Raw genomic sequence first — 26855 nt, forward strand, 5'->3', positions numbered from 1 at the left:
TCCTTGAGGTTATAACTCCGTGCGCAGGGCAAATAATTCAGGGAACAATACCACGTCGAGCATCTTGCGCAAATAGCTGACGCCCGCCGTGCCGCCCGTGCCCGTCTTGAAGCCGATGATGCGCTCGACCGTCGTCACGTGACGGAAGCGCCAGAAGCGGAAGGCCGTTTCCAGGTCGACCAGCTTTTCGGCCAGCTCGTACAGGGCCCAGTGTTTCGACGGGTCGCGGTAGACTTCCAGCCAGGCCGCCTTGACCGACGCGTCGGAGGCGGTCGGCAGGGTCCAGTCGGCGTCCAGGCGCTCGGGGGCGATATGCAAGCCGCTGCGCGCCAGCAGCTTGATGGCTTCGTCGTAGACGGATGGCGTGCGCAGGGCGGCGTCGAGCACTTTGTAGGTGTCGGGGGCCGTCGTATGCACGTTCAGCAGGGCGGCGTTCTTGTTCCCCAAAATGAATTCGATTTCGCGGTACTGGAAGGACTGGAAGCCGGACGAGGCGCCCAGGTAGGGGCGGATGGCCGTGTATTCGGGCGGCGTCATGGTGGCCAGCACGTCCCAGGCATGCACCAATTGATCCATGATGCGCGCCACGCGGGCCAGCATTTTAAACGCGGGCGCCAGGTCGCCGCTTTGCAGGTTGGCGCGCACGGCGTGCATTTCGTGCAGCATCAGCTTCATCCACAATTCGCTCGTCTGGTGCTGCACGATGAACAGCATCTCGTTGTGGTTGGGGGAGAGCGGATGCTGGGCCGTCAGGATGCGGTCCAGCGCCAGGTAGTTACCGTAGCTCATCGATTCGCTGAAATCCATCTGCGCGCCATGCCACTGCGCATCCTGGGCGCCCGCATGCATGGGGCAGCCGCTGGTGTTTTCCTTGTTCATATTCTTGTCGTCGCTCATGGGATGGTTCAGGTGACGGCATCGCGCCTGGCGGCGATGTCGTAGGCTTGGGTGTCGAGAATGTCGCGCAGGATTTCCACGGCATCCCACACGTCGGCAAAGCTCGTGTACAGGGGCGTGAAGCCGAAGCGCATGATGGCCGGCTCGCGGTAGTCGCCGATCACGCCGCGCGCGATCAGCGCCTGCATCACGGCATAGCCGTGCGGGTGCGTGAAGCTGACCTGGCTGCCGCGGTGCGCATGCTCGCGCGGCGTGACGAGGCCCAGCGGATGGCTGGCGCAGCGCTGTTCCACCAGCGCGATGAACAAATCCGTCAGGGCCAGCGACTTGCGGCGAATGGCTTCCATGCTCGTTTGCGCAAAGATATCGAGGCCGCATTCGACCAGGGCCAGCGAGAGAATCGGCTGCGTGCCGCACAGGGCGCGGGCGATGCCGTCGGCGGGCGCGAAACCCGGCTCCATGGCGAACGGCGTGGCGTGGCCCCACCAGCCGGACAGCGGCTGGCGGAAGCGCGCCTGGTGTCTTGCCGGCACCCAGATGAAGGCGGGCGAGCCGGGGCCGCCGTTCAGGTATTTATAGGTGCAGCCGACGGCCAGGTCGGCGCCGGCGCCGTTCAGGTCCAGCGGCACGGCGCCGGCCGAATGGGCCAGGTCCCACAGCGCCAGCGCGCCCTGCGCGTGGCAATGGCTGCTGATGGCGGCCATGTCGTGCTGGTAGCCGGTGCGGTAGTTCACGTGCGTGAGCATGGCGACGGCGCAATCGGCGTCGATCGCTTGCGCCAGTTCTTCGGGACTGTCGACCAGGCGCAGCTGGTAGCCCCGGTCCAGCCAGGCGGCCAGGCCTTGCGCCATGTACAGGTCGGTGGGGAAGTTGCTGCGTTCGCTGACGACGACGCGCCGCGCGGCCTGCGCGGGATCGCTGGCCTGCATCTGCAGGGCGGCGGCCAGCGCCTTGAACAGGTTGATGGAGGTGGTGTCGGTGATCACCACTTCGCCCGTGCCGGCGCCCAGCAGCGGTGCCAGGCGGTCGCCCAGGCGTTTGGGCAGGTCGAACCAGCCCGCCGTATTCCAGCTGCGGATCAGGTCCGTGCCCCATTCGGCCGTGATGACGTGCTGGGCGCGGGCCAGGGCCGCCTTCGGCCGCGCGCCCAGGGAATTGCCGTCGAGGTAAATCACGCCTTGCGGCAAGTCGAATTGCTGGCGCAGGGGCGCCAGGGGATCGTCGAGGTCGCGCGCACTGCAGTCATGTCGAGAAATCATGGTGGCTTTCATGTTGATACTTGTCTGGATGGCATGATATTGCTTGAGGCTTAAAGTATCATGCGGAAGTGGCAGTGTAGCAAATCCCTGCCGCAAAGCGCGATTCCCGGCATGGAAAAGCGGCGAAAAAATACCCGCTTGCGGGGCGTCAACGAAAAAAATCACGATTTTAAAAAATATTTTCAAGAACCCCTAAAGTTCTGCGATATGGCGCCGTCAACAAATACATGAACGGCGGTAATCGGTCAGTCAGGCAGGCGTCCTAAATTTTTTAAATATTTTTAAAAATAAGCCTAAAGTTCCCGTCGAAGCTGCCGTTACCTCAGTTAGATGGCTTGATTAAGGTCAAGTTGTTGTAAAAAAGTGATTTCATTGCAAGCGGAAAGTCAGGCAAATCTGGCTCCTTGCGTATCTCAAGAATCCGCGCCGTTGCTGGCGTGCGACCATGGTCGAGCGGTGTTTGTCAGACAAACACCTACGGCCCCATCCGCTATTCCCCGACCAAAAATACAGCGCTACGCCTCTGTTGCGTTTGATGTTGCTCCTGCAGAATGTATCTCACTGGCAACACACAACGCCAGCTGAATTCAACGGATTGAGGAGATGGAAATGACTGCTAACGACATGATGGCTGAGATTCGCGACGCTAACCTGAGCTACCTGATGCTGGCCCAGCAAATGATTCGTGCGGACAAGGTAACGGCCATCTTCCGTTTGGGCATTGCCGCCGACATCGCCGAGCTCATCGAAGGCATGAGCAATGCGCAGATCCTGAAACTGGCTGGCGGCAACATGATGCTGGCCCGCTTCCGCTTCGACGACAGCGCCATCCTGGGCATGCTGACGAACTACAATAAAGACCGCTCGCTGGCCCAGTCGCACGCTGCCATCCTCATGGCCGGCCAGGGCGTCGAAGAAATCGCTTAAGCTTCCCATTAAAACGTCCATGGCGGCGTTGCATTGCCCTGAGCATTTTTCTGGCAACCTTTTAGTTAGTATCAGTCAGTCAGTCAGTCATTCAGTATCAGTCAGTTGCGGAGCGCACAGCATGGCCAAGAAAAGTGTCGTATCGGAAGCGCAGGAAATCCAGCTGGCCATCGAACTGATACAGCTGGGCGCACGCCTGCAACTGCTGGAGACGGAAGTGTCGCTGTCGCGCGAACGCCTGCTGAACCTGTACAAGGAATTGAAGGGCGTCTCGCCGCCTAAGGGCATGCTGCCGTTTTCCACCGACTGGTTCCTTACCTGGCAACCGAATATCCATTCCTCGCTGTTCATCAATATCCACAAATTCCTCGTTGACCACGCGGGCGCCACCGGCATCGAAGCGGTGATGAAGGCCTATAAGCTGTATCTGGAACAGATGCCGCCCGAAGCGGGCGAAGAGCCGCTGCTGTCGCTGACGCGGGCTTGGACCCTGGTGCGCTTTTTCAGCAGCAAGATGCTGGACATGGCGCCCTGCGGCAAATGCGGCGGCAAGTTTGTCGTCAACTGCCTCGACCTGAACGCCGATTATGTGTGCGGCCTGTGCCACATGCCTTCGCGCGCCGGCAAGACCAAGAAGGCGCGCGATGAAGCGGCCGCCGTCGCGCCGCCGGGCATCGTCGCCTGATCCTGCCCCGATAAGTATCTTAGTGAAAGCCGGAGCGGTCGCCAGACCGGACTCCGGCTTTTTGCCGCTGCTTTCGCTTACACTGGCGTTTTCCTCCTTTGATCATCCCATGCTGCAACAAATCCTGCGTGCGCCCGCGCTCAAGGCCATCCTGATCCAGGTGCTGGCTTTTCCCTTGATGTTGCTATTGGTATATGCTCTGGCGCGCGCCGGCGCGGCCATGTCGCTGCCGGCCGTGGCCGTTCTGCAGGGCGGGCTGGCGGCGCTCATCACGTGGCGCGCGGGCCTGGCGCGCTGGTGGTGCGCCATCGGCTTGCTGTTTGCGCCCGCCTTGCTGGGCGCCAGCCTGCTCGATTTGCCCCCGGCCGTATTCCTGGCCGCCTTTGTTTTCCTGCTCAGCCTGTACTGGTCCACGTTCCGCACGCAAGTGCCGTTTTACCCGTCGGGGCCGAAGGTGTGGCAGGCGGTGGCCGGGCAGGTCGCGGACCGGCCCGGCGTGCGGCTGGTCGATATCGGCAGCGGCCTGGGCGGCCTGGTGCTGGATCTGGCGCGGCGCCGGCCCGATGGACAGTTTTCCGGCATCGAGCTGGCGCCGTTGCCGTGGCTAGTCAGCCGCTTGCGCGCGCGCGGCTGGCGGGAAGCCGCGCGCGCTTCCTGCGCGGCGACTACGCGGCACTCGATTTCGGCCGCTATGATGCCGTGTTTGCCTACCTGTCGCCGGCGGCGATGGCGGCCCTGTGGAGCAAGGCGGAAAAGGAAATGTTGCCCGGTAGCATGCTTCTTAGTTACGAATTCCAGATTGCGGCACGCGAGCCCGATAAGACCATCGCCGCCACAGAGGGTGGCCCTTTACTTTACATATGGTGCTTTTAAGCAATTGTCTGCGTTATTTGCTTGCCCGTAGGGCAATCTCACGTTATTGTAGTTCCACACGGCATTTTCTCGGAATTGCATTGAAAAGCAACGCATTTCAATTAACTTCCGGTTGCTTTTTTTGCCGCTGTCTTTGCCGGCGGCGCAGCCGCCAAAAGACAGAAACAGGTTTGAACATGCCGGGCACACAGCCCCGGCCATTATTGGGAGTCAGGGCACTTGTTAGTCATAATCGGATACATCATCGTCTGCGCCTCGGTCTTTGGCGGCTTCGCAATGGCCGGCGGCCATCTGGCGGCGCTGTTCCAGCCGCTGGAGTTGCTGATGATCGGCGGCGCCGCCCTGGGCGCCTTCCTTGTTGGTAACAATAACAAGGCCATCAAGGCGACGATCGCCGCCTTGCCGAGCCTGTTCAAGGGTTCGCGTTATACCAAAGAGCTGTACATGGAACTGATGTCGCTGTTGTTCGAAGTGCTCAGCAAGGTGCGCAAGGAAGGCTTGATGTCGATCGAAGGCGATATTGACAAGCCGGAAGAGAGTCCGCTGTTTTCCAAGTATCCGGCCGTGCTGGCCGACCACCATATCGTCGAATTCATGACCGATTACCTGCGCCTGATGGTGTCGGGCAATATGGATGCCTTCCAGATCGAAAACCTGATGGATAATGAGATCGAGACGCACCATCACGAAGGCGCCGTGCCTGCCCACGTGATCGCCAAGGTGGGCGACGGCTTGCCCGCGTTCGGTATTGTCGCCGCCGTCATGGGCGTGGTGCACACGATGGAGTCGGTAGGCATCCCGCCGGCTGAGCTGGGCATGCTGATCGCGCACGCGCTGGTCGGCACCTTCCTCGGCATTTTGCTGGCGTATGGCTTCGTCGGCCCGCTGGCCAGCCTGCTGGAGCAGAAGCTGGAAGAGTCGAGCAAGATGTTCCAGTGCGTGAAAGTGACGCTGCTGGCCAGCCTGAACGGCTATGCACCGGCGCTGGCCGTGGAGTTCGGCCGCAAGGTGCTGTTCTCGACCGAGCGTCCGACGTTCAATGAGCTGGAAGACCACATCAAGAAATCGAAAACGAAGTAAGCAGTGAATATACGCCTGGACACCATGAGTCATTTGCAGCACACGGAAGGGGGCGCCATGGCCGATGAAGGCATGCGCCCGATTATCGTCAAGCGTATCAAGAAGACGGCTGGCGGACACCATGGCGGGGCGTGGAAAATCGCCTACGCCGACTTTGTCACGGCCATGATGGCCTTCTTCCTGCTGATGTGGCTGCTTGGTTCCACCTCGAAGGGCGACTTGAACGGCATTTCCGAGTTCTTCAAGACACCGTTGAAAGTGGCCATGGCGGGCGGCTCCGGCAGCGGCGAGAGCAACTCCGTGATCCAGGGCGGCGGCCAGGATCTGTCGCGCCAGGATGGGCAGGTGCGCAAGGCGCAGGAAGAGCAGCAGCGCAAGTCCTTCGACCTCAATTCCGCCAAGGCCGCGCTCGAACGCGAGGAGGGCAAGCGCCTGCAAGCGCTCAAGGCGCGCATCGAGGCAACCATCGATGCCAATCCCCTGCTGAAAAAGTACAAGAACCAGCTGCTGCTCGATATCACCAGCGAAGGCTTGCGCATCCAGATCGTTGACGAGCAGAACCGTCCGATGTTTGCGCTCGCCAATGCGAATCTGCAGCCGTACACCAAGGAAATCCTGCACGCCATCGGCTTCGTGCTCAATGAAGTGCCGAACCGCATCGGCCTGTCCGGCCATACGGATTCGACGCCCTATATGAGCGATGCCGGCTACAGCAACTGGGAATTATCGGCCGACCGCGCGAATGCGTCGCGGCGCGAACTGGTGATTGGCGGCATGAAGGAAGAAAAAGTCTTGCGCGTGGTGGGGCTGGGCTCGGCCGCCCACCTGGACAAGCTCGACCCCTTCAATCCGATCAACCGGCGCATCAGCATCATCGTCATGAACAAGCGCACGGAAGAAAATGTCTTGCGCGATGGGGCGGCGATCGAACTGCCGGTGACCGATGCCGCTTCCGCCGCCGTGGCGTCGGGGCTGGCGGCCGGTGCGCCGCCCGCGGCGGTGCCAGCCACCGGCCCGGCAGCGGCGAAAAAGTAACACGCAAGGCTGTCAACGCGTGGTGTATTGAAACAATGAGACCTTTATGACAAGAAAGAAAATACTTGGCTCGCATGTAAAGCGCCTGCTGTCTGGCGTGTCGGACCATGGCCGCAAGCACTTGACGGAGGTGGAAACCGACCTGGTGCAGACCGGCATCTTGCTGGAAGAGGCGATCGAGAAGCTGTCCTTCAATTTCATGGCGATACACGCAGCCGTCGCAGCGCAGCAAGATACCATCGCCCTGCTGCTCGACGGCGGTATTCCGGCCGAACAGCAGCGGGAAAAACTGCTGGCGTTGCAGGATGAAGTGGGCGGCTACGTGAATGCGGCCATCACCAGCCTGCAGTTCCAGGATATGACCAGCCAGCTGATCGAGCGCACCCTGAAGCGCGTGACGGGCTTGCGCGAGTTCCTCGGCACCCTGGGTTCGCATGGCGCGGAGATGTTGCCGGAGAGCGACAATGAAGAAATTGTCGCCCTGCTGGGGCGGGTCAGCATGGCGCTGGCGATTCAAAGCCTGGAGTTGCGCAGCGTGCTGCGCAAGGCTGTCAGTCAACAGCATTTGGAAAGTGGCGACATCGAGCTGTTCTAGCATGCCAGTGCGGAATGCTTGTGGTTGCATGGATTGATTAATCAAATACTCGGGCAGGATGCCCGGAATAAGTGGGAGCAAAGATGGCCAAAACGATACTTGCAGTGGACGATTCCAGCTCATTGCGCCAGATGGTGGCGTTCAGTCTGAAAGCCGCCGGTTACCAGGTGGTGGAGGCCGTCGACGGCCAGGACGGACTGGAAAAAGCCAAACTGCAAACCGTGGACCTGGTCCTGACGGACCAGAACATGCCGCGCATGGATGGCCTGGAGCTGATCAAGCTGCTGCGCGAACTGCCGACCTACCAGAAGGTGCCCATCCTGATGCTGACGACGGAGTCGTCGGACGAGATGAAATCGAAAGGACGTGCCGCCGGCGCCAATGGCTGGCTGGTCAAGCCGTTCGACCCGCAACGCCTGATCAAGTGGTCAAGAAGGTGATCGGCTGATGCCAGCCGCGCAGCGCAACGATGCAAATGACGGAGTCACCCTATGACCATCGATATTAGCCAGTTTTTTCAGGTCTTTTTCGATGAGGCCGAAGAACTGCTGGCTGAAAAAGAACGGCTGCTGCTGGCCGTCGATATTGCGGCGCCCGACGCCGAAGACCTGAATGCCATTTTCCGCACCGCCCATTCGATCAAGGGCGGCGCATCGACGTTCGGCCTCTCCGACATGAGCGAGGTGACGCACATCCTCGAGTCGCTGCTCGACCGCATTCGCCAGGGCCAGATGGCCCTGACGGCGGAACACGTCGACGCCTTTTTGGCGGCCAAGGATATCCTCAAGATGCAGCTCGACGGCCATCGCCTGGGCAGCGCCGTCGACCAGGATGCCGTGGCCAATGTGCGCATGATGCTGCAGTCGTTCTCGCAAGACGTGCCCGTGGCGGCGCTCACGCCCGTCGCGCCAGCCTTCCATACGGCGGAAAAGGCCGCCGTCAGCCATGCCGGCGGACATCGCATCCGCCTGGAACTGCCGAAGATGGAAGAGCGCGAAGTCGATGCGCTGGCGGCCGAACTGGGCTTGCTGGGCGACGTCGCCGTATCGAGCTTGCCCGACGCGCGCAAGGTGCTGGAAGTGACGACGCATGAAAGCCTGGACGATATCCTGGCCATCTGCTCGTTCGTGCTCAATCCCGACGACATGGTGATCACGCAGGCGCCGCCACTGGCGCCGGGCGAAGCCGATGCGGCCCCGCGCGCGCGCAGGAAAAGGCCCAGGGCTACGGCTTCTTCGACCCGCTGCCAGGCGCGCCTGCCGCACAGGGCGCGGCCGATCCCGGCTATGGCTTCTTCCAGCCGATCGAGGACATCCGCGCCGCCGCCGGCGTGCAGAGCGAGGCCGAACAGGGCTACGGTTTCTTCCAGCCGCTCGAACAGATTCGCGCCGACGCGGCCAAGGCGGGCAACGCCAGCGCCGCCGCCGCGCCGGCCGTGGCGAGTGCCGTGGCCGAAATGGAGCAGGAAAAGAAACCGGCCAAGAAAGAGGGCGACAAGGCCGGCGCCGAATCGTCGTCGATCCGCGTCTCGATCGAAAAAGTCGACCAGCTGATCAATCTGGTGGGCGAACTGGTGATCACGCAGGCGATGATCGAGCAGCGCGCCAGCGCGCTCGACCCGATGCTGCATGAAAAACTGCTCGACAGCGTCAGCCACCTGACGCGCAATACGCGCGACTTGCAGGAAGCGGTGATGTCGATCCGCATGATGCCGATGGATTTCGTCTTCTCGCGCTTCCCGCGCATGGTGCGCGACCTGGCGACGAAACTAGGCAAGAAGGTCGATTTCATCACGAATGGCGCCGCCACGGAACTGGACAAGGGCCTCATCGAGCGCATCGTCGATCCGCTGACGCACCTGGTGCGCAACAGCATCGACCATGGCGTGGAAATGCCGGCCGCCCGCGTGGCCGCCGGCAGACCGAGGCGGGCCGTTTGTTCCTCTCGGCCAGCCACCAGGGCGGCAACATCATCATCGAAGTGTCCGACGACGGCGCTGGCCTGAACCGCGAGCGCATCCTGGCCAAGGCCGCGCAGCAAGGCCTGGACGTGTCCGAGTCGATGAGCGACGCCGACGTGTGGCAGCTGATCTTCGCGCCCGGCTTTTCCACGGCAGAAGCGGTCACCGACGTGTCGGGCCGCGGCGTGGGCATGGATGTCGTCAAGCGCAATATCAGCGCCATGGGCGGCGTCGTCGACATCCGTTCGGCCAAGGGTTTCGGCACGACGATTTCGATCTCGCTGCCGCTGACCCTGGCCATCCTGGACGGCATGTCGATCCGCGTCGGCGATGAAGTGTATATTTTACCGCTGGGCTTTGTCATCGAATCCCTGCAGCCAGCCGTTGAGGATGTCAAGGACATCAGCGGGAAGGGGCAAGTGGTGAAAGTGCGCGGCGAATACCTGCCGTTGATTCCGCTGTACCAGATGTTCGACATTGCGCCGCGCTTTACCAGTCCCTCGGAAGGCATCTGCGTGATCCTCGAGACGGAAGGGCGCAAGGCGGCCCTGTTTGTCGACGACCTGGTGGGGCAGCAGCAGGTCGTGGTGAAAAACCTCGAATCGAACTACCGCAAGGTGGTGGGCATTTCCGGCGCCACCATCCTGGGCGATGGCGGCGTGTCGCTGATTCTCGATGTCGCCGCCCTGATCCGTTCCTCTCGCCAGCTGGCCGACGAGTCCATTTTTTCGTAATACCGATAGATAAAAGATAGGAAAACGCACCATGTCAGATACTCAACAAACATCCGGAAGCAATGCGGGCGACGGCAAGGACATCGCCGGCCGTGAATTCCTGGCCTTCACCCTGGGCTCCGAAGAGTACGGCATCGATATCCTGAAGGTTCAGGAGATCCGTGGTTACGAAGCGGTTACCCGCATCGCCAATGCGCCTGAATTCATCAAGGGCGTGATCAACCTGCGCGGCATCATCATTCCCGTGGTCGACATGCGCATCAAGTTCAACCTGGGCACGCCCGTATACGACCAGTTCACGGTGGTGATCATCCTGAACATCGGCGGCCGCATCGTCGGCATGGTGGTCGACAGCGTTTCCGACGTCACCACCCTGACGCCGGAGCAGGTGAAGCCGGCGCCGGAAATGGGCACCGCCTTCTCGACCGACTACATGATCGGCCTGGGCACCATCGACGAGCGCATGCTGATCCTGGTCGATATCGACAAGCTGATGTCGAGCAGCGAGATGGGCCTGATCGACAAGCTGGCGGCGTAAGCGGCAGCAAGGCGGCGCCCGGTGCGCCGCCGCTTTACCACGCAAAGAATCACTACAGATATGCATGTACCGGCGCGGGCATCAGCCAGAGGCGCGCCGGCAGGCTGCAAGGTCCGTCAGAGACCCGGCCACAACACGGCGCCGTCCGGTTGAACGGGCGCCGTTCACATAAATATTGGAGACTGTAATGAGTTTGCGCGATATCAAGATAGGCACCCGGCTGGGGATAGGCTTCGGCAGCATCCTGGCCATCCTGGTGGTGGTGATCGTTTCGGCGAATGCGCTGAATTACCGTAACAAGGCCCAGTTGCTCACGGGTCTGGCTGTGGCCAGCGAAAAGAATACGCAGGCGTCGCTGATGAAAAGCGCGATGCTGGAAACCGGTATCGCCATGCGCAATATCGGCTTGCAGGGCGATGTGGGCCTGATGCAGGTGGAAGAGGGCAAGGTGCGCGAGCAGCGCAAGCTGTATGACGGTGCGCGCGGCAAGCTGGCCACCTTGGGCCTGTCCGAGGGCGAGAAGGCGCTGCTGGCCAATATCGCCAAGGCTGACGGCGAAGTTGATGCAGCCTTCAAGGAAGCGATGGGGCAGGTGCTGGCGTTTAACAGCGAGGGCGCGGCGAAGGTGATTGCCACCCGCATCGATCCCTTGAACAAGACGACCCTGGCCGATATCAACAAGCTGCTCGACTTGCAGCACGTGGCGCAGCAAAGCTTCATGGACGATTCGCTGGCGGCCGATGCGCGCCTGATGACGGTATTGTTCATCCTGGGCGGCGCGGCGGTGGCGATCGGCGCCTGGTGCGCCATCTTCATCACGCGCTCGATCACGGTACCGCTGTCGGGCGCCCTGGCGGTGGCGCAGAAGGTGGCTGCCGGCGAACTGACAGCGCGCGTGGTGGTTGAAGGCAAGGATGAAACGAGCGCCTTGCAGCAGGCGCTTAAGGACATGAACGAGAGCCTGGTGCAGACGGTCAGCGACGTGCGCAATGGGACGGACACCATCACCGTGGCGTCGCGCGAGATCGCCAGCGGCAATGCGGATCTGTCGGCGCGCACGGAAACGCAGGCCAGTTCGCTCGAAGAGACGGCATCGTCGATGGAAGAGCTGACGTCGACCGTGAAGCAGAATGCGGACAACGCGCGCCAGGCTAACCAGCTGGCCGTGTCGGCATCGTCGGTGGCGGAGCAGGGCGGCAAGGTAGTGGCGCAAGTGGTCGACACCATGGGTTCCATCAAGGACAGCTCGCGCAAGATCGTTGATATCATCGGCGTCATTGACGGCATTGCGTTCCAGACGAATATCCTGGCGCTGAATGCGGCCGTCGAGGCGGCGCGCGCAGGCGAGCAGGGGCGCGGTTTTGCGGTGGTGGCGTCGGAAGTGCGCAATCTGGCCCAACGATCCGCCGGCGCGGCGAAAGAGATCAAGGGCCTGATCGGCGACTCGGTCGACAAGGTCGATGCTGGCAGCCGCCTGGTGGACGAGGCGGGGCAGACCATGGGCCTGATCGTCACGTCGATCCGGCAGGTGGCCGACATCATGGGCGAGATCACGGCGGCAACGCAGGAACAGAGCCATGGCATCGAGGAAGTGAACCAGGCCATCGCGCAAATGGACCAGATGACGCAGCAAAATGCGGCGCTGGTCGAGGAAGCGGCGGCGGCGGCCGAAAGCATGCAGGACCAGGCGCAGAAACTGGCCGACGCCGTCAGCATCTTCAAGCTGGGTGGCGAGAGCGTTGCGCCAGCGGCCACACCCGCTCCCGTGCCGGTAAAGGCGGCGGCACGGCCGGCGCCTGCAGTGGCGGCAACTACACGGCGGTTGGCAAAGACGGCGCAAGCCGGCACGCCACCGCCCGCGAAAAAGCTGGCGGCGGCCGGCGGCGACGATTGGGAAGAGTTCTGACGCCAACCCGGTCCCGCTAGTTATACTTGCAAAGGCATTGGTCAGAGTAGTCATAGAGAGGTAAAAACAAAATGCCGCAAACTAAAACGGATTCGGTCAAGGAATTTGATTTCACTGGCAAGGACTTCGAACGGGTCCGCGCCATGATTTACAAGCGGGCCGGCATCGCGCTGGCCGACAGCAAGCAGGAGATGGTCTACAGCCGCCTGGCGCGGCGCCTGCGCGCGACCGGCATCTCCTCGTTCGTCCGCTACCTGGACGACCTGGAAGCGGGCCGCATGGGCGACGAGTGGGAAGCGTTCACGAATGCGCTGACGACCAACCTGACGTCGTTCTTCCGCGAGGCGCATCACTTCCCGCTGCTGGCCGAGCATGTGAAAAAACTGAGCGGGCCGATCACCATCTGGTGTTCGGCCAGCTCCACCGGCGAAGAGCCGTATTCGATCGCCATGACGGTGTGCGAGGCGTTCAATACGCTCACGCCGCCCGTCACCATCATCGCCACGGACATCGACACGAATGTGCTGGCCACGGCCGCCAATGGCGTCTACAACCTGGACCGGCTCGACAAGATGCCGGCCGACCGTGCGCGGCGCTTTTTCTTGCGCGGCAAGGGCGACCGCGAAGGGCAGGTGCGGGTGCGCCCGGAACTGCGCCAGATGATCACCTTCAAGCCGCTCAACCTGCTGGCCGACAGCTGGCCATTGACGGGGCAGTTCGACGTCATCTTTTGCCGTAACGTGATGATTTATTTTGACAAGGCGACGCAGCGCAAGATCCTGTCGCGCTTTGTGCCATTGATGAAGTCCGATGCCCTGCTGTTTGCGGGCCATTCGGAGAATTTTCTGTACGTGTCGGATTCATTGAAGCTGCGCGGTAAAACAGTCTATGAGCTCGATCAGCCTCGGGGCGCCGCGCCCAAGGCATCGTCGCATCGTACATGAGAGTGAAATATGAGCCTGGAATCCAAAGAGCAATTCGCCACTAACGTCTATTACGACAGGACGTTCAATTGTGACGCCGCCAAGATCTTGCCTGGTGAGTATTACTTTACCAACAAGGACATGCTGATCGTCACCGTGCTCGGCTCCTGCGTCTCGGCCTGCATCCGCGACCGCGTCACGGGCCTGGGCGGCATGAACCATTTCATGCTGCCCGACGGCGGCAGCGATCCGAACAGCCCGATTTCCGCATCGATGCGCTATGGCACCTACGCCATGGAGATATTGATCAACGACTTGCTGAAGGCTGGCGCGCGGCGCGAGAACATGGAAGCGAAAGTGTTCGGCGGCGGCGCCGTGCTGCGCGGCTTCACGGCGATCAACGTGGGCGAGCGCAATGCGGCCTTCGTCATTAATTACCTGAAGGCGGAAAAGATGCGCGTGGTGGCCGAAGACCTCAACGACATCCACCCGCGCAAGGTGTATTTTTTCCCCCGCAGCGGCAAGGTGCTGGTGAAAAAGTTGATGCAGACGCATAACGACACCCTGGTGCGCCGCGAACTCGATTACGCCAGCCGCCTCAAGGTCGCGCCGGTGGGCGGCGAGGTCGAGCTGTTCTAGTGACAGCGGACCAAACTTGCTGCGCGTCGCCTTGTGCGGCGTGCGGCGGTGTGGTCCGGGGTACTAATTTAATAAGATACAAGGGCCGCAAGGCCTGGAAGGATATTTATGAAGATCAAGGTATTGATCGTGGATGATTCGGCGCTGATCCGCAGCGTCATGACGGAAATCGTGAACAGCCAGCCTGACATGGAAGTGGTGGGCGCGGCGCCCGATCCGCTGGTGGCGCGCGAGATGATCAAGCAGACCAACCCCGACGTGCTGACCCTCGACGTCGAGATGCCGAAGATGGATGGCCTGGACTTCCTGGAAAAGCTGATGCGCTTGCGCCCGATGCCGGTGCTGATGGTGTCGTCCCTGACCGAGCGCGGTTCGGAAATCACCATGCGCGCGCTGGAACTGGGCGCCGTCGATTTCGTCACCAAGCCGAAAATTTCCATTCAGAGCGGCATGCGCGAGTACACCGACATGATCGCCGACAAGATCCGCGCCGCCTCGAAGGCACGCATCCGCGCGCGTACCCTGCCGTCTGCCGGCGACAAGGTGGCCGCGCCGCTGCCTGCGCTGCGCAGTCCCTTGACGTCGAGCGAAAAGCTGATCATCGTGGGCGCCTCGACGGGCGGCACGGAAGCGATCCGCGAATTCCTCATGCAGATGCCGTCCGATTGCCCCGGCATCCTGATCACGCAGCACATGCCGGAAGGCTTTACGCGCTCGTTTGCGCGCCGCCTCGATTCGCTGTGCAAGATATCGGTGCAGGAAGCGGCAGGCGGCGAACGCGTGCTGCCCGGCCATGCCTACATCGCGCCCGGCCATTCGCACCTGACCCTGACGCGCAGCGGCGCCAACTACATGACCAAAATCGACCAGGGCGAGCCGGTCAACCGCCACCGCCCCTCGGTTGACGTGCTGTTCCGTTCGGCAGCGCAATCGGCCGGTAAAAATGCCGTCGGCGTGATCCTTACCGGCATGGGCAAGGATGGCGCACAAGGCATGTTGGAGATGAAGGCCGCAGGAGCGTATAATTTTGCGCAGGATGAAGCCAGTTGCGTGGTGTTCGGCATGCCGCGCGAGGCGATCGCCATCGGTGCTACGCATGAGGTCGGCGCTCTGACGGCGCTGCCTGGCATGGTGCTGGGACACCTGGCTGCGCACGGCATGCGTGCTTTGCGCGTGTAAGCCACGTTTTATATGATCTGAGGCAAGTTTGTTCGCCTAAAAGCAACGAAAATGCTATCCTACAACTTGCTGCCGTAGTGTCGACCATAATGTCGGCATTCATGTCGATATTATTAACAAACCGCTACAGAAACAACGGAGTTATTCATGGCTGATCCAAAGATGAAATTTTTAGTCGTTGACGATTTTTCGACGATGCGCCGCATTGTCCGGAATCTGTTGAAGGAACTGGGTTATGCCAACGTCGATGAGGCGGAAGACGGCGTGATGGGCCTGGCCAAGCTGCGGGCGGAATCGTATGATTTCGTCGTCTCGGACTGGAACATGCCAAACATGGATGGCCTGACGATGCTGCAGCATATCCGCGCTGATCCCGCACTGGCCAAGCTGCCCGTGCTGATGGTCACTGCCGAAGCGAAAAAAGAAAACATCATCGCCGCCGCCCAGGCTGGCGCCAGCGGTTATGTCGTCAAGCCGTTCACGGCCGCGACCCTCGATGAAAAGCTGAACAAGATTTTCGAGAAGCTGGAAAAAGCCGGCGCCTGATCACGGTTTGATACCGATCAAGAAAAACGCTGCCTGTGCAAACAGGCAGCGTTTTTTTTTTTTCGTCGGCTGAACTCGCTTATACCAGGCCGCCATTTGCACGCAGGGTCTGGCCGTTGATCCAGCGGCCATCGGGGCCGCACAGGAAGGCGACTGCGGCGGCGATGTCTTCCGGCGTGCCCAGGCGCTCCAGCGGCGCCATCTTGCCCATGCGTTCTATCGTTTCTTCCGTCTTGCCGTTCAAGAACAGGGCCGTGGCCGTGGGGCCGGGGGCGACGGCGTTGACGGTGATGTTCTTGCCGCGTAATTCCTTGGCGAAGATAGCCGTCATCGTCTCGACGGCCGCCTTGGTGGCACCGTAGACGGCATAGCCGGGCAGGGCCAGGCCGATCACGCTGCTCGAGAAGTTGACCACGCTGCCGCCGTGGCGCAAGCGCGTCGCCGCCTGGCGCATGGTGTTGAAGCTGCCCTTGACGTTGATGGCGAACAGGCTGTCGAAGGTGGCGTCGTCCGTGTCGGCCAGGGCTGGCAGCGCGGGCGGCATGATGCCGGCGTTGTTGACCAGCACGTCGACGCCGCCGAAGGCCGCCTCGGCCGCATCGAACAGGACTTGCACCTCGCCCGCATCGGCCACGTTGGCCTTGACGGCGATGGCGGCGCCGCCGCCGGCCGCGATGGCCGCCACCAGCGCGTCTGCCGTCTCCTTGCCGCTGGCGTAATTGACGACGACCTGCATGCCGTCACGCGCCAGGCGGCGGGCGATGGCCGCGCCGATGCCGCGCGAGGCGCCCGTGACGATGGCAACTTTGGCTGGGGTGGATGCGGTATTCATGGTGTTCTCCTGTCGTGGTGGCGGCCCGCATGGGCCAGTGCAGCCATTGTGATCTTTATTGATCCATGGATAAAGATAGGGATTTTAATTTCAATGTGCAAATTGGATTAACAATGATTGCCGGGCTGGCTGGTATGGACAGGCGTGGTGCCGCTGACCGCAAGTCATTGCGCAAGGGAATGAAATATTTCCCAAAGTTAACTTTACACGTCAAATAATTTGGCCCATGATCGCTGCACTATTCCCTTTGTCCCCGACCCCGACAAGAAGGAGCGCAACATGCGCCGAGCACCCGTATTATTTTTTGCCCTGAGCACGGCCTTGCTGGCAGCTTGCGGCGTGAGCCTTGAACAAACCAGCGTCGCACCTGTCGCGGCGACCGTCGTCGAGATGCAGGAGCTGGCCGCGCAGTTGCCTGCCGAAGCTGATGGCCGGCATGCTTATCTGCACCGCGTGGGAGGCCGCGACTATGTCAGCCTGAGCCAGTATGGCCCCGAGGGCGGCTTGCCGATACTCACGGGGACGCAGCGCCATGCGCACGCCATCCGCCTGCTGGCAGCCGATCCGGCCCAGGTGCGGGCCATCCTGCGCAGCCTGAGGCTGCCTGCGAAGCAGCGCAAGCTGTGGGTGGGGGAGGAAATTGCGCTCGATGCGGCCAGCTATGAGCTGTTGCAAGCGGCGCGCGGCAGCAACAAGCCGCTGTTTGCCGAACTCAAGCTGGTGGGGATGGAGAAGTAATAAAAGAAACGGGGCCGAACGGCCCCGCTGTGACTGCGTTTAAATTTCCAGGTTGTCGATGAGTCGAGTCTGCCCCAGCTTGGCGGCGGCCAGCACCACCAGCGGTTCGCCGGCGGCCAGTTCGGCGGCGCTTGGCGCTTGCAGGTTGGCGCGCTTGCGCACGGCGATGTAGTCCGACTTCCAGCCGCGGCTGTTCAATAACTGCATGCTGGCCTGTTCCAGTTCGCCCACGGCCAGGTTGCCCTTGCGCACTTCCTCGGCCACGAAATTCAGGCCCTTGAACAGTTCCGGCGCTTCCGCCCGTTCGCTTTCCGACAGGTACATATTGCGCGAAGACAAGGCCAGGCCATCTTCTGCACGGTAGGTTTCGGCGGCGATGATTTCCGTCGGCAGCGCGAATTGGCGCGCCATGTTGCGGATGATCATCAATTGCTGGTAATCCTTCTTGCCGAACACGGCCACGCGGGGACCCACGCACGAGAACAGCTTGGTGACGACCGTGCACACGCCTTCGAAGAAGCCGGGGCGGAATTCGCCTTCCAGGGTATTGCCCAGGTCATCGGGCGGGCGCACGCGGTATTCCTGCGGCTCCGGATACAGTTCCTTTTCCGTCGGCGCGAACAGCACGTACACGCCTTCCTTTTCCAGCTTGGCGATGTCGGCCGCCATGGTGCGCGGATATTTCTCGAAATCCTCGTTCGGGCCGAATTGCAGGCGGTTCACGAAGATTGAGGCGACGACGGGGTCGCCATGCTTGCGCGCCAGGCGCATCAGCGACAGATGGCCTTCGTGCAGGTTGCCCATGGTGGGGACGAACGCCGTGCGCAGCTGTCCGCTGAGCTGGTCGCGCAATTCTTCAATGTCGGAAATAATTTTCATGGATTGCTTTCGCTAAAACCCCGTTGTACGGTGGTCAGTGACAAAGGGAAGGGATCAGGCGGGCGAATACGCCAGCCGGACGTAGATGGGGGCAAACGGTTCTGCCTGCGTGATTTCGATCAGGGTTTCCTTGGCCAGTTCCAGCAAGGCCACGAAGTTGACCACCACCACGGGCACGCCGCCGGCAATGTCGAACAGCTCGCTGAACTCGACGAAGCGCGACGACTGCAAGTGGCGCAAAATGCTCGACATGTGCTCGCGCACGGACAGTTCCTGGCGGCTGATGCGGTGATGCTGGGTCAGCTTGGCGCGTTTCAGCACGTCGAGCCACGCCTGCTGCAAGTCCACCGGTTCCACGTCGGGCCAGGTGGGCGTCAGGCTTTGCTCGATGAAAATCTGCGTGCGCACGAAATCGCGCTCGAACTGGGGAATGGCGTTCAGGTCGTAGGCGGCCAGCTTGATCTGTTCGTACTCGAGCAGGCGGCGCACCAGTTCCGCCCGTGGGTCGCCGCCATCTTCCTCGACGTCGCTCTTGCGCGATGGCAAAAGCATGCGCGACTTGATCTCGATCAACATGGCAGCCATCAACAAATACTCGGCGGCCAGTTCCAGGTTGCGCACGCGGATCTGGTCGACATATTTCAGATATTGCAGGGTCACCTGCGCCATCGGGATATCGAGAATGTTGAAGTTTTGCTTGCGGATCAGGTAGAGCAGCAAGTCGAGCGGGCCTTCGAAGGCTTCGAGGAAGATTTCCAGCGCGTCCGGCGGAATGTACAAATCCGTCGGCATGCGCATCATCGGCTCGCCGTACAGGCGGGCGATGCCCAGCGGGTCGGCGGCGGGCGCCGCGTCCGTTACTGCCGTGGCGGATGCTGCAGGGTCGCCGCTGCCGTCGCCGTCAGCGACAGGTTCGGGCGACTCGATGACTGCGCCGGCACCGGAAGCGTCGGCTTCCGGCGTGACTGCAGACTCTTCAGGCAACATCGTGCCGGTTCCAGATCTTAGTTCTTGTTCTGGTAAACGTAAGCCTGTTGCTTGACGGCCGACGCCAGCTGGCGCTCCTGCTCATCGATGCTGATGGCCGGCTTGTCCCACAGCAGGGCGCGGCCCGCTTGCTGGCCCGCTTCCATGCCAGGATTCTTGGCCTTCAGTTCGGCGATGAACAAGGTGTGGTCGGATACGTAGTTGTTGTGTTTTGCAGGCAGTTTCATATTCTCTTCTGAGTGTCTTATGGGTAAGGTCAGCCGGCCGTATTTTACCGCGCCGTGCCGCTTGGCGGGTTGTTGTATCGGCAAGTCCGGGGCGAAATTGCTAAAAATCAATAACGCAATCAATAACGTAACAAGCGCCGCATCACCATCGGCGCCGGTTCGGCGGGGTTGGCGTGCGAATATTCCAGTTCTTCGGCCAGGTCGAATTCGAAGGCCGCATAAAAATCGATCAGCTTGCGCTGGTCGCGCCGCACGGCCAGGCGCAATTCCTCTGCCTGGCACGACAGGCCATGATGAATGATGGCTTCCAGCAAATGTTGCGAGACGTGGCTGCCCCGGTAGGCGGGCAGCACGCCCATGCGCGAAATCTTCCAGATGGCAGGATCGCTGTCGAGCGGCATCCAGCGCAGCGAACCGGCTGGAATGTCGTCGATCAGCAACAGAAAACCGCCGCCGTGGCGCAGTTGCGCTTCCACCTGCTGCGCCGTCTCGTGGTGTCCACTGGACGAGGCGGCCACCTTGCCGGCCCACGCGGCGCGGGTCAGCTCGGCGATCAGTTGTGCATCGGCATTCGTTGCTTCGCGCACCACGATATTCATCATCGGTCCTTGTGGTGGCTTAACGGATGCGCATGCCAGGTTCGGCGCCCGGCCATGGGTTCAGGATATAGATGCCCGGATTGGCCTTCTCGTCGGCGGCGGAGGCGGCCATGACCATGCCTTCCGAAATGCCGAACTTCATCTTGCGCGGCGCCAGGTTGGCCACCAGCACCGTCAGCTTGCCGATCAGTTCTTCCGGCTGGTACGCCGAACGGATGCCGGAGAAGACATTGCGCAAGCGGCCTTCGCCCGCGTCCAGGGTCAGGCGCAGCAGCTTGTCGGAACCGTCGACGAGTTCGCAGTTGACGATTTTTGCGATGCGCAGGTCGACCTTGAGGAAATCGTCGATCTTGATTTCGGGCGCCAGTTCCTCGATGGCTGCAGCGGCAGGGGCTGCTGCGGCGTCGTTGGCGGCGTCGCCGGCCGGTGCCGCGATGGCGGGGGCCGCTTGCGGCGCGTCAAACAGTGCTTCGATCATCTTCGCATCCATGCGCGTCATCAAGTGGCTGTAGGCGCCGATGGTACGGCCCAGCATGCTGTTCGAGACGGCGTCGCCGAACACTTGCGTATCCGCCCAAGTAAACTCGGCGTCGTTGAGGAACGATGCCACGTTCTTGGCCACGCCCGGCAGCACCGGCGACAGCAAAATCGTCAGCTGGCGGAACAGGATCAGGGCCGTGGTGCACACGTCGTGCAGCTCAGCGGTTTTTTCCGCATCCTTGGCGAGGATCCACGGCTTGTTTTCATCGACATACTGGTTCGTGATGTCGGCGATTTCCATGATTTCGCGCAAGGCCTTGCCGAATTCGCGGTTTTCAAAATGCGCGGCGATGCTGGCCTGGCGCTCGACGATGACGCCGTTGACGTCCACCGTCAGCGCGCGGTTGATCCAGCTTTGCGCGCCTTCGGACAGCGTCGATGCCAGCTTGCCGTCGAAACGCTTGGCGATGAAGCCGGCGCAGCGGCTGGCGATGTTCACGTATTTGCCGATCAGGTCGCTGTTCACGCGGGCGACGAAATCTTCGCCGTTGAAGTCCAGGTCTTCCACTTTCGAGTTCAGCTTGAACGCGATGTAGTAGCGCAGCCATTCCGGGTTCATGCCCAGGTCCAGGTAGCGCAGCGGCGAGATGCCCGTGCCGCGCGACTTCGACATTTTTTCGTTGTTGACCGTCAGGAAGCCGTGAACATTAACTTTCAGTTTGTCGATCACCGGGTGATTGGCAAATTTCAGCATGGCAGGCCAGAACAGCAGGTGGAACGAGACGATGTCCTTGCCGATGAAATGGATCTGTTCCGTCATCGGGTCGTTCAGGAAGGCGTCGAAATCGATGCCTTTCTTGTCGCAATAGTTTTTCAGGCTGGCCAGGTAACCGACGGGCGCGTCCATCCACACATAGAAGAACTTGCCCGGCGCATCGGGAATCGGGATGCCAAAATATGGCGCATCGCGCGAGATATCCCAGTCGGCCAGCTTTTCGCCCGCCTCGCCCAGCCATTCGCTGACCTTGTTGACCATTTCCGGCTGCAAGCGGCCTGGCGTGTTGAGCCAATCCTTGAGGAATTCGAAGCAGCGCGGGTCGGACAGCTTGAAGAAATACTGTTCCGACGGCTTCATCACGGGCGTCGCGTTGGTGAACACGGAGAACGGGTTGACCAGGTCGGTCGGCTGGTAGGCCGCGCCGCACACTTCGCAGTTGTCGCCGTACTGGTTCTTGGCGCCGCATTTCGGGCATTCGCCCTTGATGTTGCGGTCGGCCAGGAACATGCCCTTGACCGGGTCGAAGAAGCGGTCGACGGTTTTCGTGACGATCAGGCCCGTATCGCGCAGTTTGCGGTAGATCGATTGCGACAGATCAACGTTTTCCGGCGAATCGGTCGAATACCAGTTATCGAAGGCGATGTGGAAGCCGTCGAGGTACTGGGCGCGGCCGGCGGCGATGTTGGCGACGAATTGCTGCGGCGTGATGCCTTCCTTTTCGGCGGCGATCATGATGGGCGTGCCATGCGTATCGTCGGCGCCCACAAAGTGCACTTCACGGCCGGCTGCGCCATCGCGTTGCATTCGCTGGAACCGGACCCAGATATCAGCCTGGATGTATTCCATGATGTGGCCAATGTGAAAAGCGGCGTTTGCGTAAGGCAGGGCAGTGGTGACGAACAGCTTGCGAGTCATGATTGATGCACTTTTGGGATGGATAATAGGACATTTTAACAGCGGAAAGGCAATATGAGCAGATGCAGCGCCGGCAAGTGATGCTTTTGCCGCCATCGCACCATGCAAATTTGCGCTAGACTGCGCGTATTGCACATATGTAGTACACACGGAGATTTACATGAGCATCACAGTAGAAGACGTCAAGGCCGCGCTGGCCCAGGTTATTGATCCAAATACACATAAAGATTTCGTTTCCAGCAAAACCGTCAAGAATCTGAAGGTCGATGGCAATGACATTTCCCTCGACATCGAGCTGGGCTACCCCGCCAAGAGCCAGATCGACCTGATCCGCAAGTCCGTGCTGGCCGCCCTGCGCGTGCTGCCGGGCGTGGGCAATGTCAGCGTGGGCGTGTCGTCGAAGATCATTTCGCACACGGTGCAGCGCGGCTTGAAGCCGATGAGCAACGTGAAAAACATCATTGCCGTCGCTTCCGGCAAGGGTGGTGTTGGCAAATCGACCACGGCCGTCAATCTGGCCCTGGCCCTGGCGGCCGAGGGCGCCACCGTCGGCATGCTGGACGCCGATATCTATGGTCCGTCGCAGCCGATGATGCTGGGCATCAGCGGCCAGCCGAAGACGCTGGACGGCAAGAGCATGGAGCCGATGGAAAACCACGGCCTGCAAGTGTCGTCGATCGGCTTCATGATCGATCCGGACGAGCCGATGGTGTGGCGCGGCCCCATGGTCACGCAAGCGTTGCAGCAACTGCTGGACCAGACCAACTGGCGCGACCTCGATTATCTGATCGTCGACATGCCTCCAGGCACGGGCGACATCCAGCTGACCCTGTCGCAGAAAGTGCCCGTCACGGGCGCCGTCATCGTCACGACGCCGCAGGACATCGCCTTGCTCGACGCGCGCAAGGGCTTGAAAATGTTCGAGAAAGTCGGCATTCCTATCCTCGGCGTAGTGGAAAACATGAGCACGCACATCTGCTCGAACTGCGGCCATGCGGAAGAAATCTTCGGTGCCGGCGGCGGTGCGAAGATGTGCGCGGACTTCGGCGTGGAATTCCTCGGCGCCTTGCCGCTGACCATGGCGATTCGCCAGCAGACGGATTCGGGCACGCCGACCGTCGTGGCCGAGCCGGAAGGCCCCGTCGCCGTGATCTACAAGCAGATCGCCCGCACCATCGCGATCAAGGTGGCGGAAAAGGCGAAGGATATGACAAGTAAATTCCCGTCGATCGTCATCAAGAACGACTAGCGGCTGGACTTGGCGCTCCTATGCGCCACTGCCGGCAGGAATATGGTTTCATGCAGTCCGTGTTGTTATTAAACAAGAGGAGACATCATGCAATTGACCACCGTATTCCTGCGCCAGGCCGCAGTCCTGCTTGCCGGCAGCCTGCTGGCCGCCAGCGCGTTTGCCCAATCCGTTTCCTTCGTCGAGCCAGTCGATGGTGCGACGGTGACGAGCCCGTTCAAAGTGAAATTTGCCGTCAGCGGCATGGACGTCAAGCCGGCCGGTGACATGACGGTCAAGACGGGCCACCATCATCTGCTCATCAATACGGGGCCGATGAAGGCGGGCGAGATGATACCCATGGACGAAAAGCATTTACATTTCGGCAAAGGTCAAACGGAAACGGATGTCACCTTGCCGCCGGGCCAGTACACCCTGACGATGCAGTTCGCCAACGGCGCGCACCAGTCGTATGGGCCGGAGTTGAGCAAAAGCATCAAAGTGACGGTCAAGTAACTCGGGCATATTCATTTGTTTAGGCATGGGGCCAGATTCCAGCGATGGAGTCTGGCCTTTTTCATATTGTTGCCTCTTGTCATTATTGTGTCATATAGTCGGCGTATGCTGGCCGGTGGCCTAACTTTTGATGAGCGGATATGACGAAACATTTCTCCCTTTCCCGGCAACTGGCGCATGCGCTGCTGCTGGTGACTAGCGTGGCGGCTTGCCAGGCATATGCGGCCAAGGCCGTACCCCCGGCTGCGGCGCAGCCGAAGCTGGTCGTGGTGCTGGTGGTCGACGGCTTGCCGCAAGAGCAGGTAACACGCTACGCGACCAGTTCGGCCAGGGCGGCTTCCGTCGCCTGCTGGAGCAGGGCGCGTGGTTCAGCGATGCGCACCAGGCGCATGGCATCACAGTGACCGCCATCGGCCACTCGGCCGTGCTGTCGGGCGCCTATCCTTATCAGCATGGCGTGATCGGCAATAACTGGATCGATCCCGTCACGAAAAAATCCGTGTACTGCACCGAGGACGGCAATTTCCATTATATCGGCGAAGCAACGCAGCCCGACGACGGCACGGCGCCGACCAAGCTGCGCGTGAGCACCCTGGGCGACGAGTTGCGCTATGCCACGGGCGACCAGGCCAAGGTCGTCACCGTGTCGGGCAAGGACCGGGGCGCCATCTTGCTGGCCGGGAAAACGGGCACTGCCTATATGTACATGGAAAAGACGGGCAATTTCGCCAGCAGCACCTATTACATGCAGCAGCACCCGCAATGGGTGCAGCGCTACCAGGCTGCCAAACCGCAGGATCGTTATTATGGCAAGAGCTGGACGCCGCTGCTGGCCGATTCAGCCTATGCGCGCGACGCCCGTGATGATCTTGTGGCGGCCAAGCCGGGCACGCGCAACACCTTCCCGTTCTCCTATTACAGCGACAGCGGCAAGCTCGATGGCGAGTACTACAGCCGTTTGAAGTCCGGTCCCTTCCTCGATGAACTGACGCTGGAATTCGCCCGCGCCGCCATCGATGGCGAGAACCTGGGCCGCAACCCGGCCGGCGTGCCCGATATCCTCGGCGTGAGCCTGTCCGCGCACGACTACGTGAACCATGCCTACGGCCCGGAAAGCAAGATGTCGCACGACCACCTGCAGCGCCTGGACCGCATGCTGGCCGGCTTCTTTCTTGATCTCGATAAAAAAGTCGGCATGGACAACGTGCTGGTGGTGCTGACGGCCGACCATGGCTTTGCCAACGTGCCGGAATTTGCCGAAACGCGGGGCTTCTCGGCCAGGCGCATCGATGGCGCCAAGCTGGTCGATGCCTTGAACCAGCACCTGGCAACCAGCCTGGGCATCGATAAACTGGTGACGGCGTCGTCGCTGCCGAACATCTACCTCGATTACGCGCTGGCGGAAAAGAGCGGCGTCCATCGCGCGGCCCTGGAAGACGCGGCGGCCCGCTTCCTGCTGCAGCAGGACGGCCTGGCGCAAGTCTACACGCGCACGCAGATGGAAACAGGGGCAGTGGCTACGCGCATGGACACGCTGATGCGCCGCGCCTGGAACCGCCAGCTGTCGGGCGACCTGATGGTCGTCACAAAGCCGGCCTGGTACTTCGGCAAGGGCAGCGGCGGCACCTCGCACGGCACGCCGTACACGTACGACACCAACGTGCCGCTGATGGTCTTCGGCCCCCGCTGGATCAAGCCGGGCGCCTATGGCCAGTACGCGGAAGTGGTCGATATCGCCCCTACGCTGGCCCATTTGCTGCGCATACGCCAGCCGTCGGCGTCGGAGGGGCGTATTTTGACCGAGGCAGTCCGGTAGCCCCCCGTCATCCGGCAACAGTGTTGGCATTGCCGGTGCTGGTGTCCGGTTACAGGGTATACAGAATATTGTAGAACGCGCCCGGAGGTTCAGCGATCAGGGATAAGTCGTGGCCGATGGCGATCTTTTCAAACGACGCTTTGCCGACCGCCATGCGGCGCTTGATGATTGCCTCCAGCAGTTTTCCGAACACCACTTGGTCATTTACGTATTTTTTCAATGCCAGAATATCGCGAGGATTGTTTTTCAAAATATAAAACGCGTAATTCATCAGCAGGATATTGGAAACGAACAGGTTTTCCGTCGATTGAAGCGGGTTGACGGTGTCCTGCAAGGCCGCAAATACCAGGGGCCGGTCATGAGCGTAGGCATGCAGGAAGACGTCGGGGTACATCAATTCGCTATACCTGTCGTCAAGGCTGAAGCGGTACCTCGTGTCATCAGCTTGCGTCAATAGCTTGACTACGCCTGTCTGATAACTTTTCAGGGTATTCAGTAGTGCATGCTCCTTTCTGTCATCCGCCCTGATCGCTTTGTATGCCACCTCGATCATGTCCAGTACAGTCACCTGTCCCTGGCAATCGGTGGACATGAGCAGCTGCTGGTCGCTGATGCTGAAGCGACGATAGGCTTCGTCGTCCATGCTTAATTCAAAAAGCAGGAAGCGCAGCATGTGGTTACGCCACCGTGCATCGGCGTCGCAATGGCTGTTTTTCAGGCTGATCAGCTGGATCAGATAGAAAAAAATAAAATATTCCTTGTTGCTGCGTTGACGGTTGTCGATTTCGAGCAGCAAGCCGAACCGTCCCAGCAACAGCAGCAGCGCATGGCAATCCGCTTCCGTATAGCCTTGCTTCGACATGGTCTTTTCAAAAGCGCCGACAGAAAACAGATCGTGCCAGCGGCTTGCGTAGCAAATTGCGCCATTGCGTTTTCTGGCGGCGATGGAGAATAGCGACGTCTCGTTTTCCTGGTAAAAAACAGGCCCTGTTGCGCACGCAGCTGGCCGGATGTTGATGAAATTTTCAAGCTTGCATGACAGCAGATTGAACAGGTTCATTTCGCGCTTGCTGTGGAGGTTCAT

At 60.8% G+C, this 26855-nt stretch carries 26 protein-coding genes and 2 pseudogenes; 19 read left to right on the forward strand and 9 right to left on the reverse strand.

The window, feature by feature from the left end:
- Positions 1 to 9 precede the first annotated feature (9 nt).
- Positions 10 to 897 (reverse strand): tryptophan 2,3-dioxygenase, encoded by an 888-nt coding sequence (gene kynA / locus ACQVLG_RS17825; protein WP_474290467.1) that lies wholly within the window; start codon positions 895 to 897, stop codon positions 10 to 12.
- A gap of 8 nt (positions 898 to 905) precedes the next feature.
- The gene (gene kynU / locus ACQVLG_RS17830; protein WP_474295696.1) at positions 906 to 2156 is read right to left on the reverse strand and encodes a kynureninase; all 1251 of its coding nucleotides are present in this window, start codon (positions 2154 to 2156) and stop codon (positions 906 to 908) included.
- 609 nt (positions 2157 to 2765) lie between these two features.
- On the opposite strand from kynU, the gene flhD reads away from it, so the two are divergent.
- The 14 genes and pseudogenes from flhD (at position 2766) to cheY (ending at position 15776) form a co-directional block, all read left to right on the forward strand.
- A complete protein-coding gene (flhD, locus tag ACQVLG_RS17835) occupies positions 2766 to 3083 on the forward strand; it encodes a flagellar transcriptional regulator FlhD (protein ID WP_010396649.1) in 318 nt (105 codons plus the stop codon).
- Between the two features lie 121 nt (positions 3084 to 3204).
- Positions 3205 to 3768 (forward strand): flagellar transcriptional regulator FlhC, encoded by a 564-nt coding sequence (gene flhC, locus ACQVLG_RS17840; protein WP_230542228.1) that lies wholly within the window; start codon positions 3205 to 3207, stop codon positions 3766 to 3768.
- 109 nt (positions 3769 to 3877) lie between these two features.
- Positions 3878 to 4672, forward strand: coding sequence for a class I SAM-dependent methyltransferase (locus tag ACQVLG_RS17845; RefSeq protein ID WP_474290470.1), 795 nt, complete (start codon positions 3878 to 3880; stop codon positions 4670 to 4672).
- 188 nt (positions 4673 to 4860) lie between these two features.
- A complete protein-coding gene (motA, locus tag ACQVLG_RS17850; RefSeq protein WP_034758373.1) occupies positions 4861 to 5721 on the forward strand; it encodes a flagellar motor stator protein MotA in 861 nt (286 codons plus the stop codon).
- A 57-nt stretch (positions 5722 to 5778) separates the two neighbouring features.
- Positions 5779 to 6756 carry a flagellar motor protein MotB gene (gene motB, locus ACQVLG_RS17855; RefSeq protein WP_474295698.1) on the forward strand — a complete coding sequence of 326 codons (978 nt, stop codon included), beginning with the start codon at positions 5779 to 5781 and terminating at the stop codon, positions 6754 to 6756.
- Positions 6757 to 6802: 46 nt separating this feature from the next.
- Complete coding sequence (locus tag ACQVLG_RS17860) at positions 6803 to 7351, forward strand: chemotaxis protein (RefSeq protein ID WP_077401991.1); 549 nt, start codon at positions 6803 to 6805, stop codon at positions 7349 to 7351.
- Between the two features lie 83 nt (positions 7352 to 7434).
- A pseudogene (locus tag ACQVLG_RS17865) lies at positions 7435 to 7799 on the forward strand (response regulator).
- Positions 7800 to 7842: 43 nt separating this feature from the next.
- A pseudogene (cheA, locus tag ACQVLG_RS17870) lies at positions 7843 to 10045 on the forward strand (chemotaxis protein CheA).
- A gap of 31 nt (positions 10046 to 10076) precedes the next feature.
- The gene (locus ACQVLG_RS17875; RefSeq protein WP_034758356.1) at positions 10077 to 10583 is read left to right on the forward strand and encodes a chemotaxis protein CheW; all 507 of its coding nucleotides are present in this window, start codon (positions 10077 to 10079) and stop codon (positions 10581 to 10583) included.
- A 187-nt stretch (positions 10584 to 10770) separates the two neighbouring features.
- The gene (locus ACQVLG_RS17880; RefSeq protein ID WP_230542224.1) at positions 10771 to 12489 is read left to right on the forward strand and encodes a methyl-accepting chemotaxis protein; all 1719 of its coding nucleotides are present in this window, start codon (positions 10771 to 10773) and stop codon (positions 12487 to 12489) included.
- A 71-nt stretch (positions 12490 to 12560) separates the two neighbouring features.
- Positions 12561 to 13433 (forward strand): CheR family methyltransferase, encoded by an 873-nt coding sequence (locus ACQVLG_RS17885; protein WP_070278818.1) that lies wholly within the window; start codon positions 12561 to 12563, stop codon positions 13431 to 13433.
- A gap of 9 nt (positions 13434 to 13442) precedes the next feature.
- A complete protein-coding gene (gene cheD / locus ACQVLG_RS17890) occupies positions 13443 to 14051 on the forward strand; it encodes a chemoreceptor glutamine deamidase CheD (RefSeq protein WP_034758343.1) in 609 nt (202 codons plus the stop codon).
- 108 nt (positions 14052 to 14159) lie between these two features.
- Positions 14160 to 15230, forward strand: coding sequence for a protein-glutamate methylesterase/protein-glutamine glutaminase (locus ACQVLG_RS17895; RefSeq protein ID WP_152257160.1), 1071 nt, complete (start codon positions 14160 to 14162; stop codon positions 15228 to 15230).
- Between the two features lie 147 nt (positions 15231 to 15377).
- Positions 15378 to 15776, forward strand: a complete 399-nt coding sequence (gene cheY / locus ACQVLG_RS17900; protein WP_010396677.1) for a chemotaxis response regulator CheY — start codon at positions 15378 to 15380, stop codon at positions 15774 to 15776.
- A gap of 79 nt (positions 15777 to 15855) precedes the next feature.
- On the opposite strand, the gene ACQVLG_RS17905 is transcribed toward cheY, so the two are convergent.
- Positions 15856 to 16608 (reverse strand): SDR family oxidoreductase, encoded by a 753-nt coding sequence (locus ACQVLG_RS17905; protein WP_474290474.1) that lies wholly within the window; start codon positions 16606 to 16608, stop codon positions 15856 to 15858.
- 279 nt (positions 16609 to 16887) lie between these two features.
- Between ACQVLG_RS17905 and ACQVLG_RS17910 the strand changes: the two genes are divergently transcribed.
- Positions 16888 to 17346 carry a hypothetical protein gene (locus ACQVLG_RS17910; RefSeq protein WP_474290476.1) on the forward strand — a complete coding sequence of 153 codons (459 nt, stop codon included), beginning with the start codon at positions 16888 to 16890 and terminating at the stop codon, positions 17344 to 17346.
- A gap of 39 nt (positions 17347 to 17385) precedes the next feature.
- On the opposite strand, the gene panC is transcribed toward ACQVLG_RS17910, so the two are convergent.
- The 5 genes from panC to metG all read right to left on the reverse strand — a co-directional run bounded on the left by panC (position 17386) and on the right by metG (position 22211).
- Positions 17386 to 18225: a pantoate--beta-alanine ligase gene (gene panC, locus ACQVLG_RS17915; RefSeq protein ID WP_230542221.1), complete on the reverse strand. Its 840-nt coding sequence runs from the start codon at positions 18223 to 18225 to the stop codon at positions 17386 to 17388.
- Between the two features lie 54 nt (positions 18226 to 18279).
- Positions 18280 to 19212, reverse strand: a complete 933-nt coding sequence (locus ACQVLG_RS17920; RefSeq protein ID WP_230542220.1) for a segregation and condensation protein A — start codon at positions 19210 to 19212, stop codon at positions 18280 to 18282.
- A gap of 17 nt (positions 19213 to 19229) precedes the next feature.
- Positions 19230 to 19439, reverse strand: coding sequence for a DUF3460 family protein (locus ACQVLG_RS17925; protein ID WP_230542219.1), 210 nt, complete (start codon positions 19437 to 19439; stop codon positions 19230 to 19232).
- A 119-nt stretch (positions 19440 to 19558) separates the two neighbouring features.
- On the reverse strand, positions 19559 to 20038 hold the full coding sequence (locus ACQVLG_RS17930; RefSeq protein WP_230542264.1) for a GNAT family N-acetyltransferase: 480 nt from the start codon (positions 20036 to 20038) through the stop codon (positions 19559 to 19561).
- A gap of 19 nt (positions 20039 to 20057) precedes the next feature.
- The gene (gene metG / locus ACQVLG_RS17935; RefSeq protein ID WP_474290479.1) at positions 20058 to 22211 is read right to left on the reverse strand and encodes a methionine--tRNA ligase; all 2154 of its coding nucleotides are present in this window, start codon (positions 22209 to 22211) and stop codon (positions 20058 to 20060) included.
- A gap of 160 nt (positions 22212 to 22371) precedes the next feature.
- On the opposite strand from metG, the gene apbC reads away from it, so the two are divergent.
- The 4 genes from apbC (at position 22372) to ACQVLG_RS17955 (ending at position 25771) form a co-directional block, all read left to right on the forward strand.
- Positions 22372 to 23460 carry an iron-sulfur cluster carrier protein ApbC gene (apbC, locus tag ACQVLG_RS17940; RefSeq protein WP_128139888.1) on the forward strand — a complete coding sequence of 363 codons (1089 nt, stop codon included), beginning with the start codon at positions 22372 to 22374 and terminating at the stop codon, positions 23458 to 23460.
- Positions 23461 to 23547: 87 nt separating this feature from the next.
- Entirely contained in the window at positions 23548 to 23955 is a 408-nt protein-coding gene (locus ACQVLG_RS17945; RefSeq protein ID WP_474290481.1) for a DUF4399 domain-containing protein, read from the forward strand.
- Between the two features lie 140 nt (positions 23956 to 24095).
- Positions 24096 to 24359 carry a hypothetical protein gene (locus ACQVLG_RS17950; protein WP_474295883.1) on the forward strand — a complete coding sequence of 88 codons (264 nt, stop codon included), beginning with the start codon at positions 24096 to 24098 and terminating at the stop codon, positions 24357 to 24359.
- Complete coding sequence (locus ACQVLG_RS17955; protein WP_474295700.1) at positions 24305 to 25771, forward strand: alkaline phosphatase family protein; 1467 nt, start codon at positions 24305 to 24307, stop codon at positions 25769 to 25771. Before ACQVLG_RS17950 ends, ACQVLG_RS17955 begins: the two co-directional genes overlap by 55 nt.
- 49 nt (positions 25772 to 25820) lie before the next feature.
- Here the strand turns inward: ACQVLG_RS17955 and ACQVLG_RS17960 are convergent, their stop codons facing one another.
- A complete protein-coding gene (locus ACQVLG_RS17960; protein WP_474290483.1) occupies positions 25821 to 26855 on the reverse strand; it encodes a hypothetical protein in 1035 nt (344 codons plus the stop codon).

It is taken from the genome of Janthinobacterium sp. TPC_1 (assembly GCF_056037845.1).